Consider the following 17,039-nt stretch of genomic DNA (forward strand, 5'->3'; position numbering starts at 1 on the left):
TAAAGCCTGTGTAAAAAGGGTAATGTTCGATTCAGCCGAAACGGCATCGCCCAGTAAATCGTGCAGATAAGGACTTAACACCCGGTTAACTACCTGGATCAAGCCATTTGAAGCCGGGATATTCTGTGATATGATACGCGAGCCGTTTAGGGTAAGCACAGTATCGGTTCCCTTGATCCAGTGTGTGGCATATAACTTACCCCCCCGCGAGCGTAGCTCCTGGTTAAACAGATAGGGCAGTTTATTCAGCTCATATTTTCCATCCAGGGTATGGTATTGGGCAATACGCGAAATAATAGTGGGGTTTGCGGTGAGCACACTTACCGGACCTGCATAGCCCGCCAATGAAAATGCGGCATCCGAAGGTACTAAAGCGGTGTAAGGTCCGGCACCCTCTTGTAAGGTTTTATCAAGACCACTGCGTTTTAACGCTGCACTAAACGATGAAAGATTAAAGTTATCGGCAATAACGAGGTTAATTTTATTGTTGTCGTAATCGCTCAGTTTATTTTCATCTTTACTACACGATGCACCCAAAATGGCCATCAGCAATAAAGAAAATAAGGTATTCTTATGGTATTGGTTAAATTGCTGTGCCATGTTCTATTTAAGTTTAAATCCTTTGGGGAAAAGTAAGTGGTCTACCACGTGTATTGGTCCGTTAAGGGTATTGATATCTGCATCGACAACTGTTGCCGCAGGGTATTCAGAGCCTTTTACCTTAAGCTGAGCACTGTTGTTGCTGCTGAGCGAAAACTCGAGCGGCATCGTATAGGTATATTCTATCGGAGGATTTCCACCAATATTAACCGGATAGCTATTAAGTGCCGGCTTCAGCACATTACTATAAAATACCGTTGCATTTTTGTCGGCTTTGTCACCTCCTGAAGTGGCTGGCTGGAACATCCTGCCCCAGTTACGGTGAAAATTGTATACAGTATCCATCGGGAAAGCGCCTACAGCCGAATAGCTGTTTTCATCAAAAAAAACACCATCCATACTGCGTTCGTTAAATTTCAGGATATCGGCAACGGTTTGAAATCCGGCCTGATGAAAAGCTTCATCTGTTGGCGCAAACAAAGTGGAGACCGTGATATTTGGCCCAATATAACCTGCATATAGAGGCGTTTCTATTCCCCAATCCTTTTTATAATAAAGGCGGTTGTAGGCATAGTCCCTCATAATGTCTTCCGGTTCGGGTCTAAACCCAAAAACTGCCTCAATATCGGCACCAATTTTATCAAGAAAAAGCTCATCCGCCATGCGTTGCGATTCAATGAACATCGTAAACCGTCCGTCGGCTTTTAAAGCTTCCAATATGGTTTTTGTAGGTCTTTCTACGGCTTTTTCTATAATATAAAGTCCGCCGTTTGTCGCAGGCAGGTAATTCACTTTACCCACGTTTTTACCGTTCATCAGTAAATCATCGCCTTTTAACCCCATATAATGCCTATAATAATATAAATCATATTGATTATTGCTTTCGGCATTGTCATAATACTTAACATATAGACCGGGATGGGACAAGAGACTTTTCACCATAAAATTATCGCTCCGCAATTTCAGTTCATCCTTGGTTACCGGGCCAATGGAGGTATAAAACATCATCAAACTGTCCAATTCTTCTACAGGCAGCTGATTAATGGCACTAGCGCTTAAACCCGCAGCCTGCATGGCCGCATCGTTTGGTGCGAAAACCGTAAATACAACTTTGCTGCCTTGCTGTTTAAGGATATTTTTGATATTGCTTTTTTGCCATGCACTGTAAAACAGTTTCGCAGGCGAAGCGGTCAATAACTGCTCTACCGTTTGCGTGGCATCGCTTTGAAACGGGACCCTGGCCCCTTCCAGATCGGGCATAAATTCCGTTTTTGAACAGGCACCTAAAAAAAGGATACAAGCCCATAAAACGAATACCCAAAAGTTTCTTAAATTTCTCATATTCATAATGATATATTATTTCTTGATCGCTTGTTCTGGCGTAACCAATCCACGGATTAAATGATGTACAATGCCGTTGCTACACAGGTTATCGTTTTTTGCGGTTAAATTGCTGGTCACTGAGTTTAAGATGACATCAGAAATGGTATTACCGCTACGCAGTGTAAGGGAATAGCCCAGCTTAAATTCGGGATACAACTTTCCGCCTCCGAAATTCATATAATGGCTATCGTTTTTGAGAAAATAGTTATAGGCACCGTTATTATTGATCAGTGAAAACACCTGGGAATCGGAGATAAAAAAGTGCCTGCCGTATAAAATATAAGCCCCAAAAAGCCTGTCGCCAATGTATTTACCAGTCTCCAATGTATTTAAGGAAGCTTCGGTAATGCCAACATCCTCAAGAGCCTTATTATTGGGTGCAAAAATGGTGAATGTTGTACCTATGGCCAATTGATCCCACAGGTTAAACTTCTTTAAACCTTGAACAAACACACTATAATCAGGATGTGCTGCCAGCCACTGTTGTACTGTTTTGTTAAAGTTTGGTTTCATTACATTATCCATTAAATGCAATATGCCATTGGCTACAACCACATCTTTCCTGATCACCTCAACCCCATCAATGTAAAGCTCGTTTTCAACACCTCCATTGGGATTAAAAGCTGCACGCGAAAGATATAATTCCGGACCTGTGAGCGTAGCATAACGGATATCTACCCCATTACTCGGCATATCATTTACCATCAGTTTACGTGGCAGAATATGATAGCCGATTATTTTCTTTAAGCTGTCGACATTCATTTTGTCAAAATCTGTCGTGCTGTAAATACCCTGGCGGTTAAAGGCTTCGTCGGTTGGCGCAAACACCGTAAAAGGTCCGGCTCCATTTAACTGTTCGGTGTATCCTGTTTTTTTGAGCGCGGCATAAAAAAGGCGCATTTCATAATTGTTCTTTACAAAATCGGCTGCCGGACGAATGTTTTCGTTAGGTAAGGGCACCGATAAATCATCGTGTTTACAGCCTGCAAAAAATAGCAGTTGCAAACCCACGATCAATGCAAAAAGCACCTTACCCATTCTTAAGACTGGTTTGTTATGATTGAAATTGTTTAATTTTTTCATTGAAATCATATTTTAATAAATGGGCGGTGCATATTTTCGTTGAATAGTGGTTAGATAAACCCTGCCATTAACCACTTCTACCGTATTTACCGTGGCGAAGGTTTTAGGGTTATTTACACCTGAATGGATATTGACCAGCAGATTGGGAAGTATGGCCGCATTATCGTTACTTGTCATCCTTACTTTGCCATTTTGTAGACAGTTAACAGAAACCCAGTTTCCCCCGTTATCGGTTGAGGCTTCGTAAAAAGGGTTATTGGTAATATCCATACCTGGTACAAAAAAATCGAACCTTTGCCACATGTTTGTGGTGATGCCATTGGCAGTTTTACCTGACCAGATCGGGAAACTTACGTAAGGAGTTACATCACTTGTTGTCGTATTCAGTTTAACATTGGCAAGATATTTCCCTTTAAAACCAGGTATTGTAGCTGCCCTGGCACTTAAATTACTTTGATCTTCGTAAAGCGACAGGAAAACATTCATTTCATCTTTCATTCCGCCCTGAAAACTGGCCATCAAATAATCTTCGGCCTTAAGCGATTTATCGGCTTCCCAATAACCTTTGGCACTCATGTTGTAAAAGTTAACATAGGTAAGAGAATCAGATAGAGGCAGCTTTTGAAAAATCTCTTCGCGGAGCAAGAGCCCGGTTCTTTTTGTTACAAAATCTTTTTGCAGTACGTGCAGGGTATATACCTCTTTACTGGTGAGGTTAAGTACGGTATCAATCAGGATATCTTTTTTTAGCTGATTCTCCAACTGAAAAAAGGGTACTGTATTTTTCGGACGATAAGCAAACATGATCCGTATTTTGCCCGATGGAACCTGTGCCCAGCTGCTTAAATCGAAACCGTTTAAAATTGGACCAACCAATACATTTTCCTTTCCAGGATATTCGGGATTGTTAAGCGAGGTACTGGTCCCAATGTGCGATGGATATGGAGGTGCGTAGGCATCGCGCTGATCTAAAAAGTCGCCTACAATTTCGGCGCTCGTTGGCATGCCATTACCATCCAACACCGGATTGATTAGCATACAAAAAAACGGCACTTTATTATCCTTACTGCCAAGCGTTTGCACATAATTAAGGTTGTTGAACACCCTTAAGTATGCCGGATCGTCGATCTTAGAGTATTCTACTTTAACGCAGCCTGGGTTAAGCAATAGCAGGCAGGCAGCAAAAAGCCATGTCAACTGTTCAAATCCTGTTTTTATCATTCTATTATTTAATCTCTCTTTTTTCATTATTTATTGTGTTTGATAATGATCATTCTTGCTTTACTTGCGGGCGTACTGCCTGTGCCCGACTGGCCGATAAGACCAACAGTATAAATTCCAGGCTCTTGTACAGGCAATCCCCGCCCTACTTTCTGATAAAGGTTTTTGTCTGCAATAAATGCCTCGCTTTTTAACACCTCGATATCATTGGCCCATATACCCGGCACCACATTGGGTTTAGAACGGTAGACCATAATTTCGAATGCTTTTTGTGTATAAACATTACTGATATAAGGGCGTTCGAACAAGGGCATACCAGGTTGAAGGTTAACACCTGCATTTGCATTGTCATTCCCTCCGGCCGAAGATTGCCCGTTGCTTTGGGTAAAAGTGATATAAGGATTACCCACCGAAAGATTTAAAAACCTTTTAAAGAAGAAATAACGGTACTCATTGCGGCTGTAAGTGGCATCGTCTTCTGCCCCTAGATAGGTTGTACCACTTAAATCGTTGGCTACAATGAGTACCTTGGGCGTACCGGATTGATCGGGATATAACCATGCGGTATAGTTCTGCGCCGGACGGAGCACCTGAATGGCACTGGCAATGGTTTTGCCAGATGCATCCAAAGCTTCAACGGTATGGTTGCCCTGGACAAGATTTGTATATGCGCCAGCTGTACCAAAAGCTAAATTGCTGGATATTGTTTTTCCATCTACTTTAAAACTTACATTTTGCGCCACCAGACCATTTACACCCTGTATCCTGAAATAAGTACTATTGGCCGATGGACTGTTATCGCTAATTACCTGAAATGAATTTTGGTAGGTTGATGCAGTTTCATCAAGTTCATTGATTAAATAATCAAATTTTTGCGGAGCAATCAAAATAGTATAAATCCCCCCTGGCTGATAGGTTTGAATTGGTGCATAAGTTAATTTCGTTGAACTCATCAAATCAACAGGAATGGTTGAAGTAGGCGGATCGATCAGGGTGATCGCATCTAAACCTGCGCCTAAGGCCGGCATCTGTCTTCCATCGTCCATTAGTACTTTAAACTGATAGGTTCCATAAGGCAGTTCTATATATTCTGAAGCCCTTGCCACCGGACCGATGTGATTGGTCCTCGCATCAACCAGGGTACCATCAGCATAAGCCAGCGACACGTTTCCACTCAAATCTTCCTGGCTGCCACTGCTGTTAAGTGCTGGGTTTTTAATTGATCCGGAAAGGTTTACAATCCTGATCTTAAAATGATCGGGTTTTGATGGCGCGGTAGTCCCTCTTTTAATAGTAACAACTTCCGGCTGATCATCCATTGCAAAAGTTGGTAGCAGAAAATAATCGGTTGGATTGTTATAATCGTTTTTTACATCGAGTTTTACATTCCCCACAACGACAGGGGTATAACTTCTCGCCATAAAATCGAGTTTAGCGGTTTCCTGTGCATTGAACAGGTCTTGCGGAATAAACCAGGTTTTCCCCAACTGTCCGTTTGAGGGAAAATACGAAGTACCCGGATACTGCAGGCTGTTTGGCTTGTTAGGTTCCCGCACGATAAAATTGGTCAGGCTGTCGCCATTGGCAATCACCTGGTTAAAACCTGCTATATTGATAATACGGGCAGTTGAACTGACGCGGTTCTGCGTTAAAATCCTGTTATCTGCTTCGAAATTGGTCTTTTCCTTTTTACAGGCCTGAAACAACAACATCATACTGAAGCAGAGCAGACTAAAGCATTTATAATTTATCTTATTCATTATTTAAATAGATTATAGGTAAAGCCTAACATAATTTCGGCACCACGGGTATAACTTCTGTTGATGTATTCGTTGCCATACCATTTGCCCCCTGTTTGCGGGTTCGCATACACGGTTTTGATATCGGGGTTAAAGATATTTTTGGCATAACCTTTAAACTTGACACTTTTAGTAAGGCGCTGACTGAATACAAAATCCAAAACGGGTACCGGACGGGTGTATAAATCGGGTTCGCCGGTGAGGTTAATCTGCACCAAACGTTCGCCCACCACATTAAAGGTTAGGGTAAAATCAGAGCCCGATTTTGGATTTTCATAATTTAACCAGGCGTTGATAGAATATGGTGCCTGTTCAAAAAGCGGGCTGTTTTTTGGTGTATAACGGTCGAGCGAGCGGATGGCCTCGTAACGCTCAGGCGTTTTTTTAATGTCGCTCTGTGCGAGCAATAAGTTAGAACCGAAATAGAAATTTTTCAATGGATCCCAGATATTGCCCAAGCTTTTCACTACCTCTAATTCAAGTCCCCATACCCGCCCCACGTTAGGATCGTTCTGGAACTGAATGGTAGGAAATTCGGGATAGGTAGCTGCTAAACCAGCGGTTTGCAAGCTAAAAACCTTTACCAATTGATTTTCGATACGTTTACCAAATGCCGAAACAGCAAGCACCTCTCCTTTTGCCGGGAACCATTCCCACCTGAAATCGAGATTTTGGGTAAACTGGTTTTTAAGGTTTGGATTACCGACCACTAACCCCATCTGAAAGGCATCAAATTCAAAAACATTGGTAATTTCCCTCAATTCTGGTCTGGCGAGCGTAGTGTTATAAGCACTACGGAAATTCATGTTATGGTTTAGCGTATAGGTTGCATTAACCGAGTAAAATGGTTTATACCCTGTTTTATATACCGAGTTTGGATTAATCGGATTTAAAGGAATTTTGCCTCCGTTTGCTCCTCCGGCAGTAAGCGAAGGATCTAAAAACACACCGGAAGTATCAACAGATGAACCAATATTGGTCATTTCGAAGCGGACACCACCTGCAATACGCAGCTTTTCAGTCAGCTTTAAATCCAGCATGCCATAAAATGCATTGGTTTCGAAATAACCTGTATAGTTATTGGGCGATTTCTGGCTATTGTATAAAAATCCGCTAATAGGCATCATGCCCTCGCCCTGATTTCCGGTAGGGAGTTTAACACCGATAAATTCGCTGCTTACCAGGCGGTCCAGATTGCCTTCGGCGCCGTAAAGTGGTAAGGCCTTATTGCTGGTAAAGTTAGATCCCGGCAGAAAAAGCTGGTTTTCGCTAAAGGTCCGGTCCCTGAACAGATAATTTACACCGGTTTTCAATTCCTGTTTTTGTCCGAACAGTTTAAAAGGGATACTTAAATCACCTTTGTAATTGTAGTTTTTCTCATCAAGATTCCTCCACCTTCTTCCGTTAGGTTCGGCCTGTATAATGCCATAAGGGCCAAAACCGTTTACATAACCAGAGGTTAAGGCATAAAGGTGTTTGCTGTAAACGCTTGCAGGAGCGCCACTTCCTGTTCCTACTGTATAATAACCACCACCCCTTGGGATATAATCGGCCAAACTGGCGAAACGGAAATCAGGATCGTTTTGTTTCGATCTCGAACTGGCTACATTATAACTTAAACGTGGGGATAATTCTTTATCAAAAAACTTATGCTCACCCTGCAGGTTAAAAGTGTTCAGGTTACGGAAGGTTTGTTTTAACGAATAAGTTGTCGTTTTTACCTCTCCCGGTAAGCCCGTATATTCATACCGGCCAGCTAAATTAGTGGCTTTGGTTTCGCCACCCCAGCTGCCCAGGTATTGCATGCTGATTTCGTTACGGCGGTTAAACTGATAGGTAAGCCCAACCAGGGTACCATAGTTGAGTGTTTCTATACCAGTGTTTTCTTTATAGGTCTGGTATTTACCCATATACAAACTGTTCGGCGTAATATAGTTCGGAATGTTCCGTGGACTGTAAACATCGGGGTTACCGGTAACCACCCCCTGGTAAATGCTGTACTGGGTTAAATCGCCTCCGCTGATATCGGTAATGCGGCGATAGTAATTTCCGCCCATGATTAAACCGAGTTTATGTTTTTTAAACACATTAAAGCTGTTGCCATATGTAGCCGAATACAACTGGTTTAACGGCGCTTTTTTGTACTGTGTAGTCATTACCGGATCGAAAGACTGCATAATGTTGTTGATTCGGTTTACTTCCTGATAGGCTGTAGGGCTATAATTGCTGTTGGCAATCATACTTTGGATAGATCCCAGGCCGTTAGGATATTGACTGGCCAGGTTTTTAAAGTCGCTGCTTAAGTTTTTATTACTGATCTTATTGCCAAAGGCCCCCATATCACTGTTCCAGAAGCTATTGTACTGACCGCCGATACCCACATTCGAGTTGACACCTGATTGGGCGATGATCTCGAAAGTTTCCTTTTCAGGAACGGATTTGGTTTTCAATTCTACAATACCCGCAGCGGCATCGGCCGGTTTATCAGGTGTTACGGTTTTGTATATGGTTATATTATCAAGCAGTGATGCCGGAACCAGATCCAATGGTATGGTGCTCCTGTCGGGATCAGATGAGGCTAAACGCACACCGTTCAGCTGCCCGATTACACTTCTATCGCCTAAACCGCGGATGGCTACATATTTATCGTCTGTTACCGTAACCCCTGAAACACGCTGCAAAGCCTGCGTGGTTGTGATACTCCCTGTTCGCTCTATTAACTGGGCTGAAATTGCATCCTGTACAATGGCCGAATTTTTACGTTCATCGAGTACAGCAACATCGGTATTCCCTTTTCTGCGGGCCTGTACCATCACTTCATTCAGCTGTGTAGTTGAGGACTTTAAAGCAATGTTTAATACTTTGGTACTGGCATCGACTTTAATTTCGCGGCTAATATAGCCCATGTAAGAAATAATTAAGATAGCACCACCTTCCGGAACGGTAATCCTGAAATTTCCGTTCACATCGCTCGACGCTGCAGCAGTCCCGCCCTTAACTTTTATACTTACCCCAATCAGCGTCTCTTTGTTCTTCTCATCGAAAACCGTTCCTGTGATTAAAATCGGCACTGGTTTTCTGGTAATCACCACATATCCCTCTACCACACTGTATTTAAGATTGGTATTGGCTAAAATGCTGTTCAGTGCATCGGCAACACTGATGTTTTCGTTATTGAGGTTAACCTTTTTGCTTATGTTGTTCAACAGGTTTACCGCCACATTAATCTGGATATTGCCCTGTTTTTCTACAACAGCCAGACTATTTTCTATAGTTGCGGCTTCGAGCCTGAGTTTGATTTTCCGATTGAGATCCTGACCTGATACATTATTGGCGAAGAGAAGCCCTAAGCCCGTAAGATTTGCAAGGATCACTAGAAAAGAGCATTTCATAAAGAAATAAATTTTATCTGCGGGCAGATTGTTATCAGCCATCTGCCTCAGTTTCTTTTTAACATGATACAAGGCCTTATAACATTGCCTTGCATATTGAAAAGAAACATGCAGATGTAATACTTTTTGCATATTTTTGATCATTATGATTTTTCGCCTTTGGGCGGATATTATGAATATTTTATCGTGGGCTGACGGGTCTTCGAAAACAGCCAGTCCGTTGATGATTTACGCGTCCTCCCTCAAAGGGGGACGTTTTTATTATTAGTCTGTTTGTTACATCCCCATCCTTTCTCTCCTAAAAAATGCTAACATGATTTTGATTGATTTTATAGTTAAAATTGCCCGCAATACTGAGAATCTTAATCAGCTTGCTTAACGGGATATCGGTGGTTAAATTCACCCTGATCTGCCTTTCAGCTACCGCAGGACTTTTTATTTCGATGGCAACATTATAGGTTCTTTCTAAAATGTCGGTAATATCAGCAATCCTTGTTTTCCTGAATACCAATTTTCCGTTCTTCCATGCAATGATATCTTCAACAGGTACTTTACCCAGTTCACGCGCACCGGTCTTCCCGTTCCACACTACACTCTGGCCTGGAAGCAATACCGCAATAGGATGTAATACCTTGTTTACTTCACGGTCTACCCTCACCTTTCCTGTACTTACCAAAACACTCACCGGTTGATTTAAAAAAGCATCAACTTTAAAGGAGGTGCCCAATACCCTGGTTACTATATTTCCCGTATGAATGATAAATGGCCTTTTCGGATTTTTAGTGACTTCAAAAAAAGCTTCCCCCTTTAAAGATATCGCCCGAACATTTGTGGCAAATTTTGAAGGAAAAGAAAGTGTACTGCCCGGGCCCAGGTATACTATCGAACTGTCTGGCAAAAGAATTTTGGAACGCTTGCCCTTTGGATTTTCAAAATGCTGATCTATTAGTGCATACTGCTGAGTTTTTTTGTCCAGTCTTGGGATCAACAGTGAAATAGAACCGATAATTAACGCAATGGCCGCGGCATACGATAGGTACCTGCGGAGTTTTATATTTTTCGATGCTAAGCCTAAAACAATTGGTTCATTACCACCGATATTTCCGGCCGATTGCATTCCGTGGAATTTCGCAAGTGCCTGCGAAACATCTGGTTCAATGTACTCATCAGCAGTTGATGCCGCAATCTCGTCCATCACCTCGGAAAAAAGAACAGAAAGGTCACCTGCAGACAGCAGCGATTTTATCTCGGCAGTTTCTTCCGCCGTACATCCGCCGTTAATATATTTTCTGATGAGGGCTTTTTTTTCCGTTTTATGATCCATTGAGGTTGTTCTTCAATCATCATAACACAACTTTTTAAGGATACCACCTATCGAAAGGCAGAAAAAATATATTTTTTATTTAGGAAGGCAAAAACAAAAGAATATGCGCCGCCAGAAGCAAAAAAAGTGTAAAATCGGCATGCTCTTTTATGTGCTGCCTGAAAAAGCTAAGCGCCGCAACCATATAATTTTCGACAGTATTTACAGAAAGGTTCATATCACTGGCAATTTCGGCATAAGTTTTATTTTCCTCCCTGCTCATCTGAAATACTTTTCTGCGGGCAGGGCTTAACTGGCTAAGTTTTTCGCGGTAAATCTCTTCGAGCTGTGCGTACACCAGTGCATCATCTGAGGGCCGTGATTTCACAACCTCGGTCTCGAGCTGTTCATCAAGCTCAACAGTAGCCATTATTTTTTTGCGGTAATGGTTGTACAGCGCATTTTTGACCGAGCGGTAAAGATATGGGCCCAGATCGGTCTCTATTGAAATGTCACCCTGTTTCTTCCACAGACCGAGCATCACATCCATCACCAGTTCTTCTGCAACAAAAGTATCTTTAATGTTTTTTAAGGCATAACGGTAAAGTGCCGCATAATACCGTTTAAAAAGAAAATCGAAGGCAGCAGGACTTCCGTTTTTATGCTTTTCTAACAATACTGCATCCGGTAAATCTTTTATCTTATTGAACATGCCTGGGAAAGGGAATCTCTGTGCAGCAAAAATAAAACCTATACCGGCGTTGTATATTAAGGCAATATTAAGTTATTGAACATTACCGTAGCTTAACGGACCTGATGGGAATAAAACAGAATAAACCACAACATCTGTCACGGCTTATTTACTAACCAAATGATATAGCCAATATGTATATTGTAAAATTAGAAACCAAACATGAACAAGCCATGAAGCCCTGTCCAAAATAAAAAGTGGATAGACTGCTTATCATTTACCGCTAATGTTGTAGAGGAAGGAATCGAACCTTCTGCGTGCTCCCGGCAAGCGCTCTACAGCGATCATTTTCTCTTGACCGCTGCAAAAGTAATAAGTAAGATCACATTTAAAAGTGCAGACCAAAAGTTTAATGATTTGGTTTGATAAAAAGCATTACGACATAAAAGCCACTCGATTCTTTTGGATTAATCCTTCTTTTCAACAGGAGCGGTCCCTCCTCTCCTGAGATCAAATTTGCTCCTAAAATCTACATCATTCCTTACCTAAAGTTAATATGGAGTTCATACTGAGCGACTAGTTTTGCACACAGTTTATGAACCCATCCTCTGACAGTAATCTATTCGAACTGATAAAAGCCAGCAATCATTTGGCTTATACTTCAATTATAGATAGATACTGGGAAGAGTTGTACAGACATATCTACTCAAAGATCAAAAATTCAGAGGATGCTAAAGATATGGTCCAGGATATTTTCCTAAGCCTTTGGAAAAACCGTTTAAACATTATACTTAATAAAAATGACAGCCTGGCCCCCTATCTTTTCCGGTCGGCCAAATATGCGGTGATAAATCATTTTTCCAGACCAGGGGTAACCCTTGCAGATGAGCAGGCTTTATCGACGGCCTTAGAAGCACCATCTGAGATAAAGACAGACGATCTGTTGTTAGTCCATGAGCTCCAAAACATCCTTGAAAATGAAGTCAGTCAGCTTCCGGAAAGACTACAGCGACCTTACCGTTTAAGCCGGGAACAGGATCTGCCGATCAGGGAAATTGCGAAAACGCTTTCCCTGTCTGAACAGACTGTTAAAAATAATATCAGCGCAGCCATGAGTGCAATCCGGTTTAAGTTAGGAAAGTACAATTCTGAAGGCACAATTATCCATATTCTGGCTTTGGCAGCCCTCCTTCACCATAAATAATTAACAAAAACTTAACAAGCGCTTAAAGTACCCTCCACCCTCAGCTGTGATCTCTATAGTAACGATGTCACAACATAAAAATCAAAAAGCATTAAAATCGGTACTTAAAAAATACCTTGAGAAAAAAGCAAACGCAAAAGAACTCGAGGCTGTTGAGAAGTGGTACGAAGAACTGGGAAAAGAATCGCATGAAGATGCTCACCTGAACCGGGCAGATGCGATAAAAAACTTAGGCAGGTCGATCAAAAACAATGTTCTACAAAAAACCCTGGAGCATAGAAAAACCAGAATGAAGTCTCGATACATCAAGTATGCAGCCATATTTCTCTTAATGATCAGTGCAGGGCTTACCTTTTACCAACAGCATCATCACAGCGGAATACCTGAAACGGATATCAATTTTAAATCCAGCCATCAAGCTGCCAAGGAAATTACATTAAAAGACGGTTCAATTATATTGCTAAATGTTGGTAGTGAATTAATAGTAGCTAAGGACTTTGGAGAACGTGAAAGAAATGTAGCGCTAAAGGGAGAAGGATTTTTTAAAATAGCAAAAGATAAGAAAAAGCCTTTTATCATAAAATCTGGTGTACTCAAAACCATCGTTGTCGGCACTTCATTCAATATTAACGCATATCCAGATCTGGATAGAATTAAAATTGCCGTCACCACCGGGAAAGTGAGGGTTTCTAGAAAAACATTAAGAGGCGAAGAAGTACTTGCTACCGGCATGACCAAAAATGCTAGTTTAACTTTTGATAAATCTACGGGAAGTGCAACAGTTAAAACTGAAGACGCTGCACTGATATCTTCATGGAAAGACAATAAACTCTATATCGATAATGCAACAGTAGGTGAAATCGCAACGCAGTTGGAACGATACTATCACCTAAATGTAGTCTTCAATCCAAAAATCGATAAAGGAAAAAGATATACGATCCGCTTTAACCAGGAACCGGCAAACAGGGTAATGGAAATCCTGTCGATTCTTACGAAAACAAAATTTACCTACCGAACCAATCAAATCACTATAAAATAAAGATTATGTAACAGGTGTAAAAAACAAAAAAAGCCGAAAATGCGCTAACACTTTCGGCCAGTTATGAGCATTGAAGCAATGCTCATCATTTCCAATGATCTCTTAAAAACATTAAAAAATTATTCAAATATGCAAAAATATTACCCGGGTTGCAAACACCCGTCATGGTCACTTTTTAACTTAAAAATGAAGCTAACAATAGCCCTGCTTTTTCTTTCAAATGCATTGCTCTTCGCGGGACCAACTGCCGGACAATCTATGAATGAAATCAAAATAGACCTCTCGGCGAAAGATCTTTCCTTGAGAAAAGTACTGGATCTGATCGAAAAAAGAACTTCGTTCATAATTGGTTATGAAAATAATAATTTAATCAATACAAAAAACTTCAGCATAGAAGCCAGACAAAAATCCGTAGCTGAAGTCCTGGGTCAGTTAATGAAAAATTCGCCTGTAGAAATCCTGCAGATCAGCGACAGATACATTCTTATTAATACAAAAAAACCACTTCCTCCAATGTATGTTTCGGGAACAATTACCGATAAACGCACTGGCGAAAGTCTGCCAGGGGTAAGTATCAGGGTAAAAGGCGGTACTGCAATCACCCAGACGGATAGTAAGGGGAATTACAAATTAACGGTTCTATCAGATCATCAGGACATTGTGATTGAAGCCAGATCGATTGGATTCAAAACCCAGGAATTCATGGTTGCAAGAAATTCTACAAGCCTGACCATCAACTTCCGGTTAGAAGAAGACCTTTTAGGTTTGGATGAGATCGTTGTGACCGGACAGGGAATCGATGTGAGCAAAAGAAGGCTTTCTTCAAACGTGGTGAGCATTTCTGAAAAAGACATCAGGGATATTCCTGCATCCAGGATAGACCAGTTATTGCAATCGAAATTACCTAATGCCCAGATCAGGCTAACAGGAGGGCAGGCCGGCGCAACATCAATCATCCGTTCGAGAGGAGTCAACTCTGCTTTCATTAGCTCTACGCCTATCATCTATGTGGATGGGGTTAGAATGGACAACCTAAATACCCGGGCAGCATTAGGTGGTGGCAGTGCAACCGGGGCTGCAATCAGTTCTATTTCTGACATCCCGATGGACAATATTGAAAAAATCGAATTCGTTAACGGCGGCGCGGCCACTACTTTATATGGCTCAGATGCCGCCAATGGAGTTATCCAGATCATTACCAAAAAAGGTGGCGCCGATAAAACGGATATTACCCTGGAAACCCAACTGGGTGTAGAAACACCAACAACAGATTACCTTCACTTTAAACGCACCAAAGATCTATTGATGCAGAATGGATTTTATCAGAAACACAATATTGCCCTGAATGGTGGTGATGGTAAATTCGGATACAGCTTTTCGGGAGGTTACCAAAACAGTACTGGTACGCAGATCTATGACCAGAATAGCAATAGGAGAATTGATCTCAGAACTGGCTTAAGAGCCTCTTTAGGCACAAAGGTTACCTATGAAAGCTCATTTAGTTATATCAACAACAAATACAAAAGAAGCCGGAACGGAAACCAGGGTGGCTATACGGGTTTATGGTTTGCAGAGAGCGGAGCATCTTCTATCACAGGACCAAGATTTAAAAGCGATCTTGATGCAATGAGCGATGATGAATTCTCTGCAATCACTGCATTTGTAGATAAAGCGGAAGCTTTGCAGGATAACGGCATCACCATCAACAGGTTCCAGACTTCACAAATTTTCAAGTACCAACCTTTAAAAAACCTAACCTTCAAGGCTACAGGCGGAGTTGATTACCGTGCGCAGAGGCAAAATATAATCACAACCAATGAATACCTTTCACATACGACCAACACCGTGATTACCAATCAGGGAAGCATAGATAATTTTGACAGAAATTATCTAGGATTAACTTTTGAGTTTAACGGACAGTATGAGGCTAAGGTTGGTGATTTTTCTTTTATTACCACAGCAGGCGGTCAACTTTTCAGAAACGAGGACCACCAGATCCAATATAGCGGAACAAATATAAGGGATGGTGCCCAAACCATTAATATTGCTGCTACCCGTACGGGCGATGAGTACTATTCTGCAGTAACAAGTTATGGTATGTATCTGCAGGAAAATGCCGGCTATAAAAACAAGTTGTTTCTGGATTTAGGTTTACGTGGTGATGGTAACTCAGCTTTCGGAAAGAATATTGGCATCCAGTATTATCCAAAAGTTGGACTCTCTTACATTCCAAGTGCTGAAAAGTATTTCCAGTCTATTTCAAAAGTTGTGTCATCCGCGAAGATTCGCGGCAATTATGGTATTGCGGGCAACTTCCCTACTCCTTTTGCTAATGAGCGCACAATATCATTTATTGGTTTTAATGGAGAACAGGCCGCATCGTTTGGCCAGGCCGGAAATAATGACCTGAAACCTGAGAAAACAACAACCATCGAAGCAGGTCTTGATATTGGGTTCTTGAACGACCGGGTTATCCTTTCAGCAGGATTCTACCATTCAATCACCAAAGATGCATTATTTGTAGTTCCACCTGCCCCATCAACGGGACAGAGCAGTCAGTTGCAAAACACAGGAAAAATTTTAAACCGGGGACTGGAATTCAACACCGTTCTGACCCCCATTAAAACGACTTATACCAGCCTTAGATTCAACATATCTGTGAATACCTTATACAACAAGGTGGTAAGTTCAGGCGGTGCCGCTCCATTTAACATTAATGGTTTCAGTGCCAGAACAGTGCAAACAGTTGTACAGGAAGGTTATCCAATTGGCTTTATCAGGGGGAATTATGGGGTATTTGACGCCCAGGGACTACTGGTAAGTACAGCTGCACAACAAAACTTGGGTACTACCATACCAGATCTTTTTGGGAGTATCGGGATGAATTTCCAGTACAGATCATTCAATTTCTTTGCTAATGCCGATTACCAGAAAGGTGCAAACGCGGTATCATTTGACAGACAGTTCCGCTTTAACTATGGTACCTCAACAGAGGGGATTCCACAGGACGAAATTGATAAAAGTGGAAGAACCAGATGGCTGGATGTAACTAACATGTTTGTCGAAAAAACCGATTACATCAAGATCAGGACCATCGGGATAGGTTATAATTTTAAGCCAGCAGCATGGAACAAAGCTGTTAAGAGCGTAAATATTGGTTTTTCAGTTGTAAACCCACTCAACTTTGCCAGCTCAAGTTTCGATCCGGAAACAACGATCAGTGGAAGTGCCCAAGGACAGAATGGCGCTACAACCGGCGGTATTTCCTATTCTACATATTCTGCTCCAAGACAGTTTGTAGGCTCACTAAGGGTAAATTTTTAA

The 17,039-nt window shown here is 41.6% G+C and carries 11 protein-coding genes; 3 read left to right on the top strand and 8 right to left on the bottom strand.

Annotation, left to right across the window (positions count from 1 at the left end; translation table 11 throughout):
- The 8 genes from ASU31_RS20300 to ASU31_RS20335 all read right to left on the bottom strand — a co-directional run.
- The coding region (locus tag ASU31_RS20300) for a fasciclin domain-containing protein (protein ID WP_167346218.1) at nt 1–600 on the bottom strand (600 nt) is incomplete at its 3' end.
- Nucleotides 601–603: 3 nt separating this feature from the next.
- Nucleotides 604–1,941 carry a fasciclin domain-containing protein gene (locus ASU31_RS20305; protein WP_167346219.1) on the bottom strand — a complete coding sequence of 446 codons (1,338 nt, stop codon included), beginning with the start codon at nt 1,939–1,941 and terminating at the stop codon, nt 604–606.
- Between the two features lie 15 nt (nt 1,942–1,956).
- The gene (locus ASU31_RS20310) at nt 1,957–3,066 is read right to left on the bottom strand and encodes a fasciclin domain-containing protein (RefSeq protein WP_057934104.1); all 1,110 of its coding nucleotides are present in this window, start codon (nt 3,064–3,066) and stop codon (nt 1,957–1,959) included.
- Between the two features lie 12 nt (nt 3,067–3,078).
- A complete protein-coding gene (locus tag ASU31_RS20315; protein ID WP_245224571.1) occupies nt 3,079–4,314 on the bottom strand; it encodes a hypothetical protein in 1,236 nt (411 codons plus the stop codon).
- Nucleotides 4,314–6,047, bottom strand: a complete 1,734-nt coding sequence (locus ASU31_RS20320) for a DUF4397 domain-containing protein (protein WP_157258153.1) — start codon at nt 6,045–6,047, stop codon at nt 4,314–4,316. The genes ASU31_RS20315 and ASU31_RS20320 overlap by 1 nt, the downstream gene beginning before the upstream one ends.
- On the bottom strand, nt 6,047–9,610 hold the full coding sequence (locus ASU31_RS20325) for a TonB-dependent receptor (protein WP_245224572.1): 3,564 nt from the start codon (nt 9,608–9,610) through the stop codon (nt 6,047–6,049). The genes ASU31_RS20320 and ASU31_RS20325 overlap by 1 nt, the downstream gene beginning before the upstream one ends.
- A 166-nt stretch (nt 9,611–9,776) precedes the next feature.
- The gene (locus ASU31_RS20330) at nt 9,777–10,802 is read right to left on the bottom strand and encodes a FecR family protein (protein WP_057934106.1); all 1,026 of its coding nucleotides are present in this window, start codon (nt 10,800–10,802) and stop codon (nt 9,777–9,779) included.
- A 79-nt stretch (nt 10,803–10,881) separates the two neighbouring features.
- Nucleotides 10,882–11,493: an RNA polymerase sigma-70 factor gene (locus ASU31_RS20335; RefSeq protein ID WP_057934107.1), complete on the bottom strand. Its 612-nt coding sequence runs from the start codon at nt 11,491–11,493 to the stop codon at nt 10,882–10,884.
- Nucleotides 11,494–12,067: 574 nt separating this feature from the next.
- On the opposite strand from ASU31_RS20335, the gene ASU31_RS20340 reads away from it, so the two are divergent.
- The 3 genes from ASU31_RS20340 to ASU31_RS20350 all read left to right on the top strand — a co-directional run bounded on the left by ASU31_RS20340 (nt 12,068) and on the right by ASU31_RS20350 (nt 17,039).
- Nucleotides 12,068–12,676, top strand: a complete 609-nt coding sequence (locus tag ASU31_RS20340) for an RNA polymerase sigma factor (protein ID WP_057934108.1) — start codon at nt 12,068–12,070, stop codon at nt 12,674–12,676.
- Between the two features lie 64 nt (nt 12,677–12,740).
- Complete coding sequence (locus tag ASU31_RS20345; protein WP_057934109.1) at nt 12,741–13,715, top strand: FecR family protein; 975 nt, start codon at nt 12,741–12,743, stop codon at nt 13,713–13,715.
- 186 nt (nt 13,716–13,901) lie between these two features.
- Nucleotides 13,902–17,039 (top strand): TonB-dependent receptor domain-containing protein, encoded by a 3,138-nt coding sequence (locus ASU31_RS20350; protein WP_245224573.1) that lies wholly within the window; start codon nt 13,902–13,904, stop codon nt 17,037–17,039.

The organism is Pedobacter ginsenosidimutans, assembly GCF_001442625.1.
In the GTDB taxonomy this organism is placed as follows: domain Bacteria; phylum Bacteroidota; class Bacteroidia; order Sphingobacteriales; family Sphingobacteriaceae; genus Pedobacter; species Pedobacter ginsenosidimutans.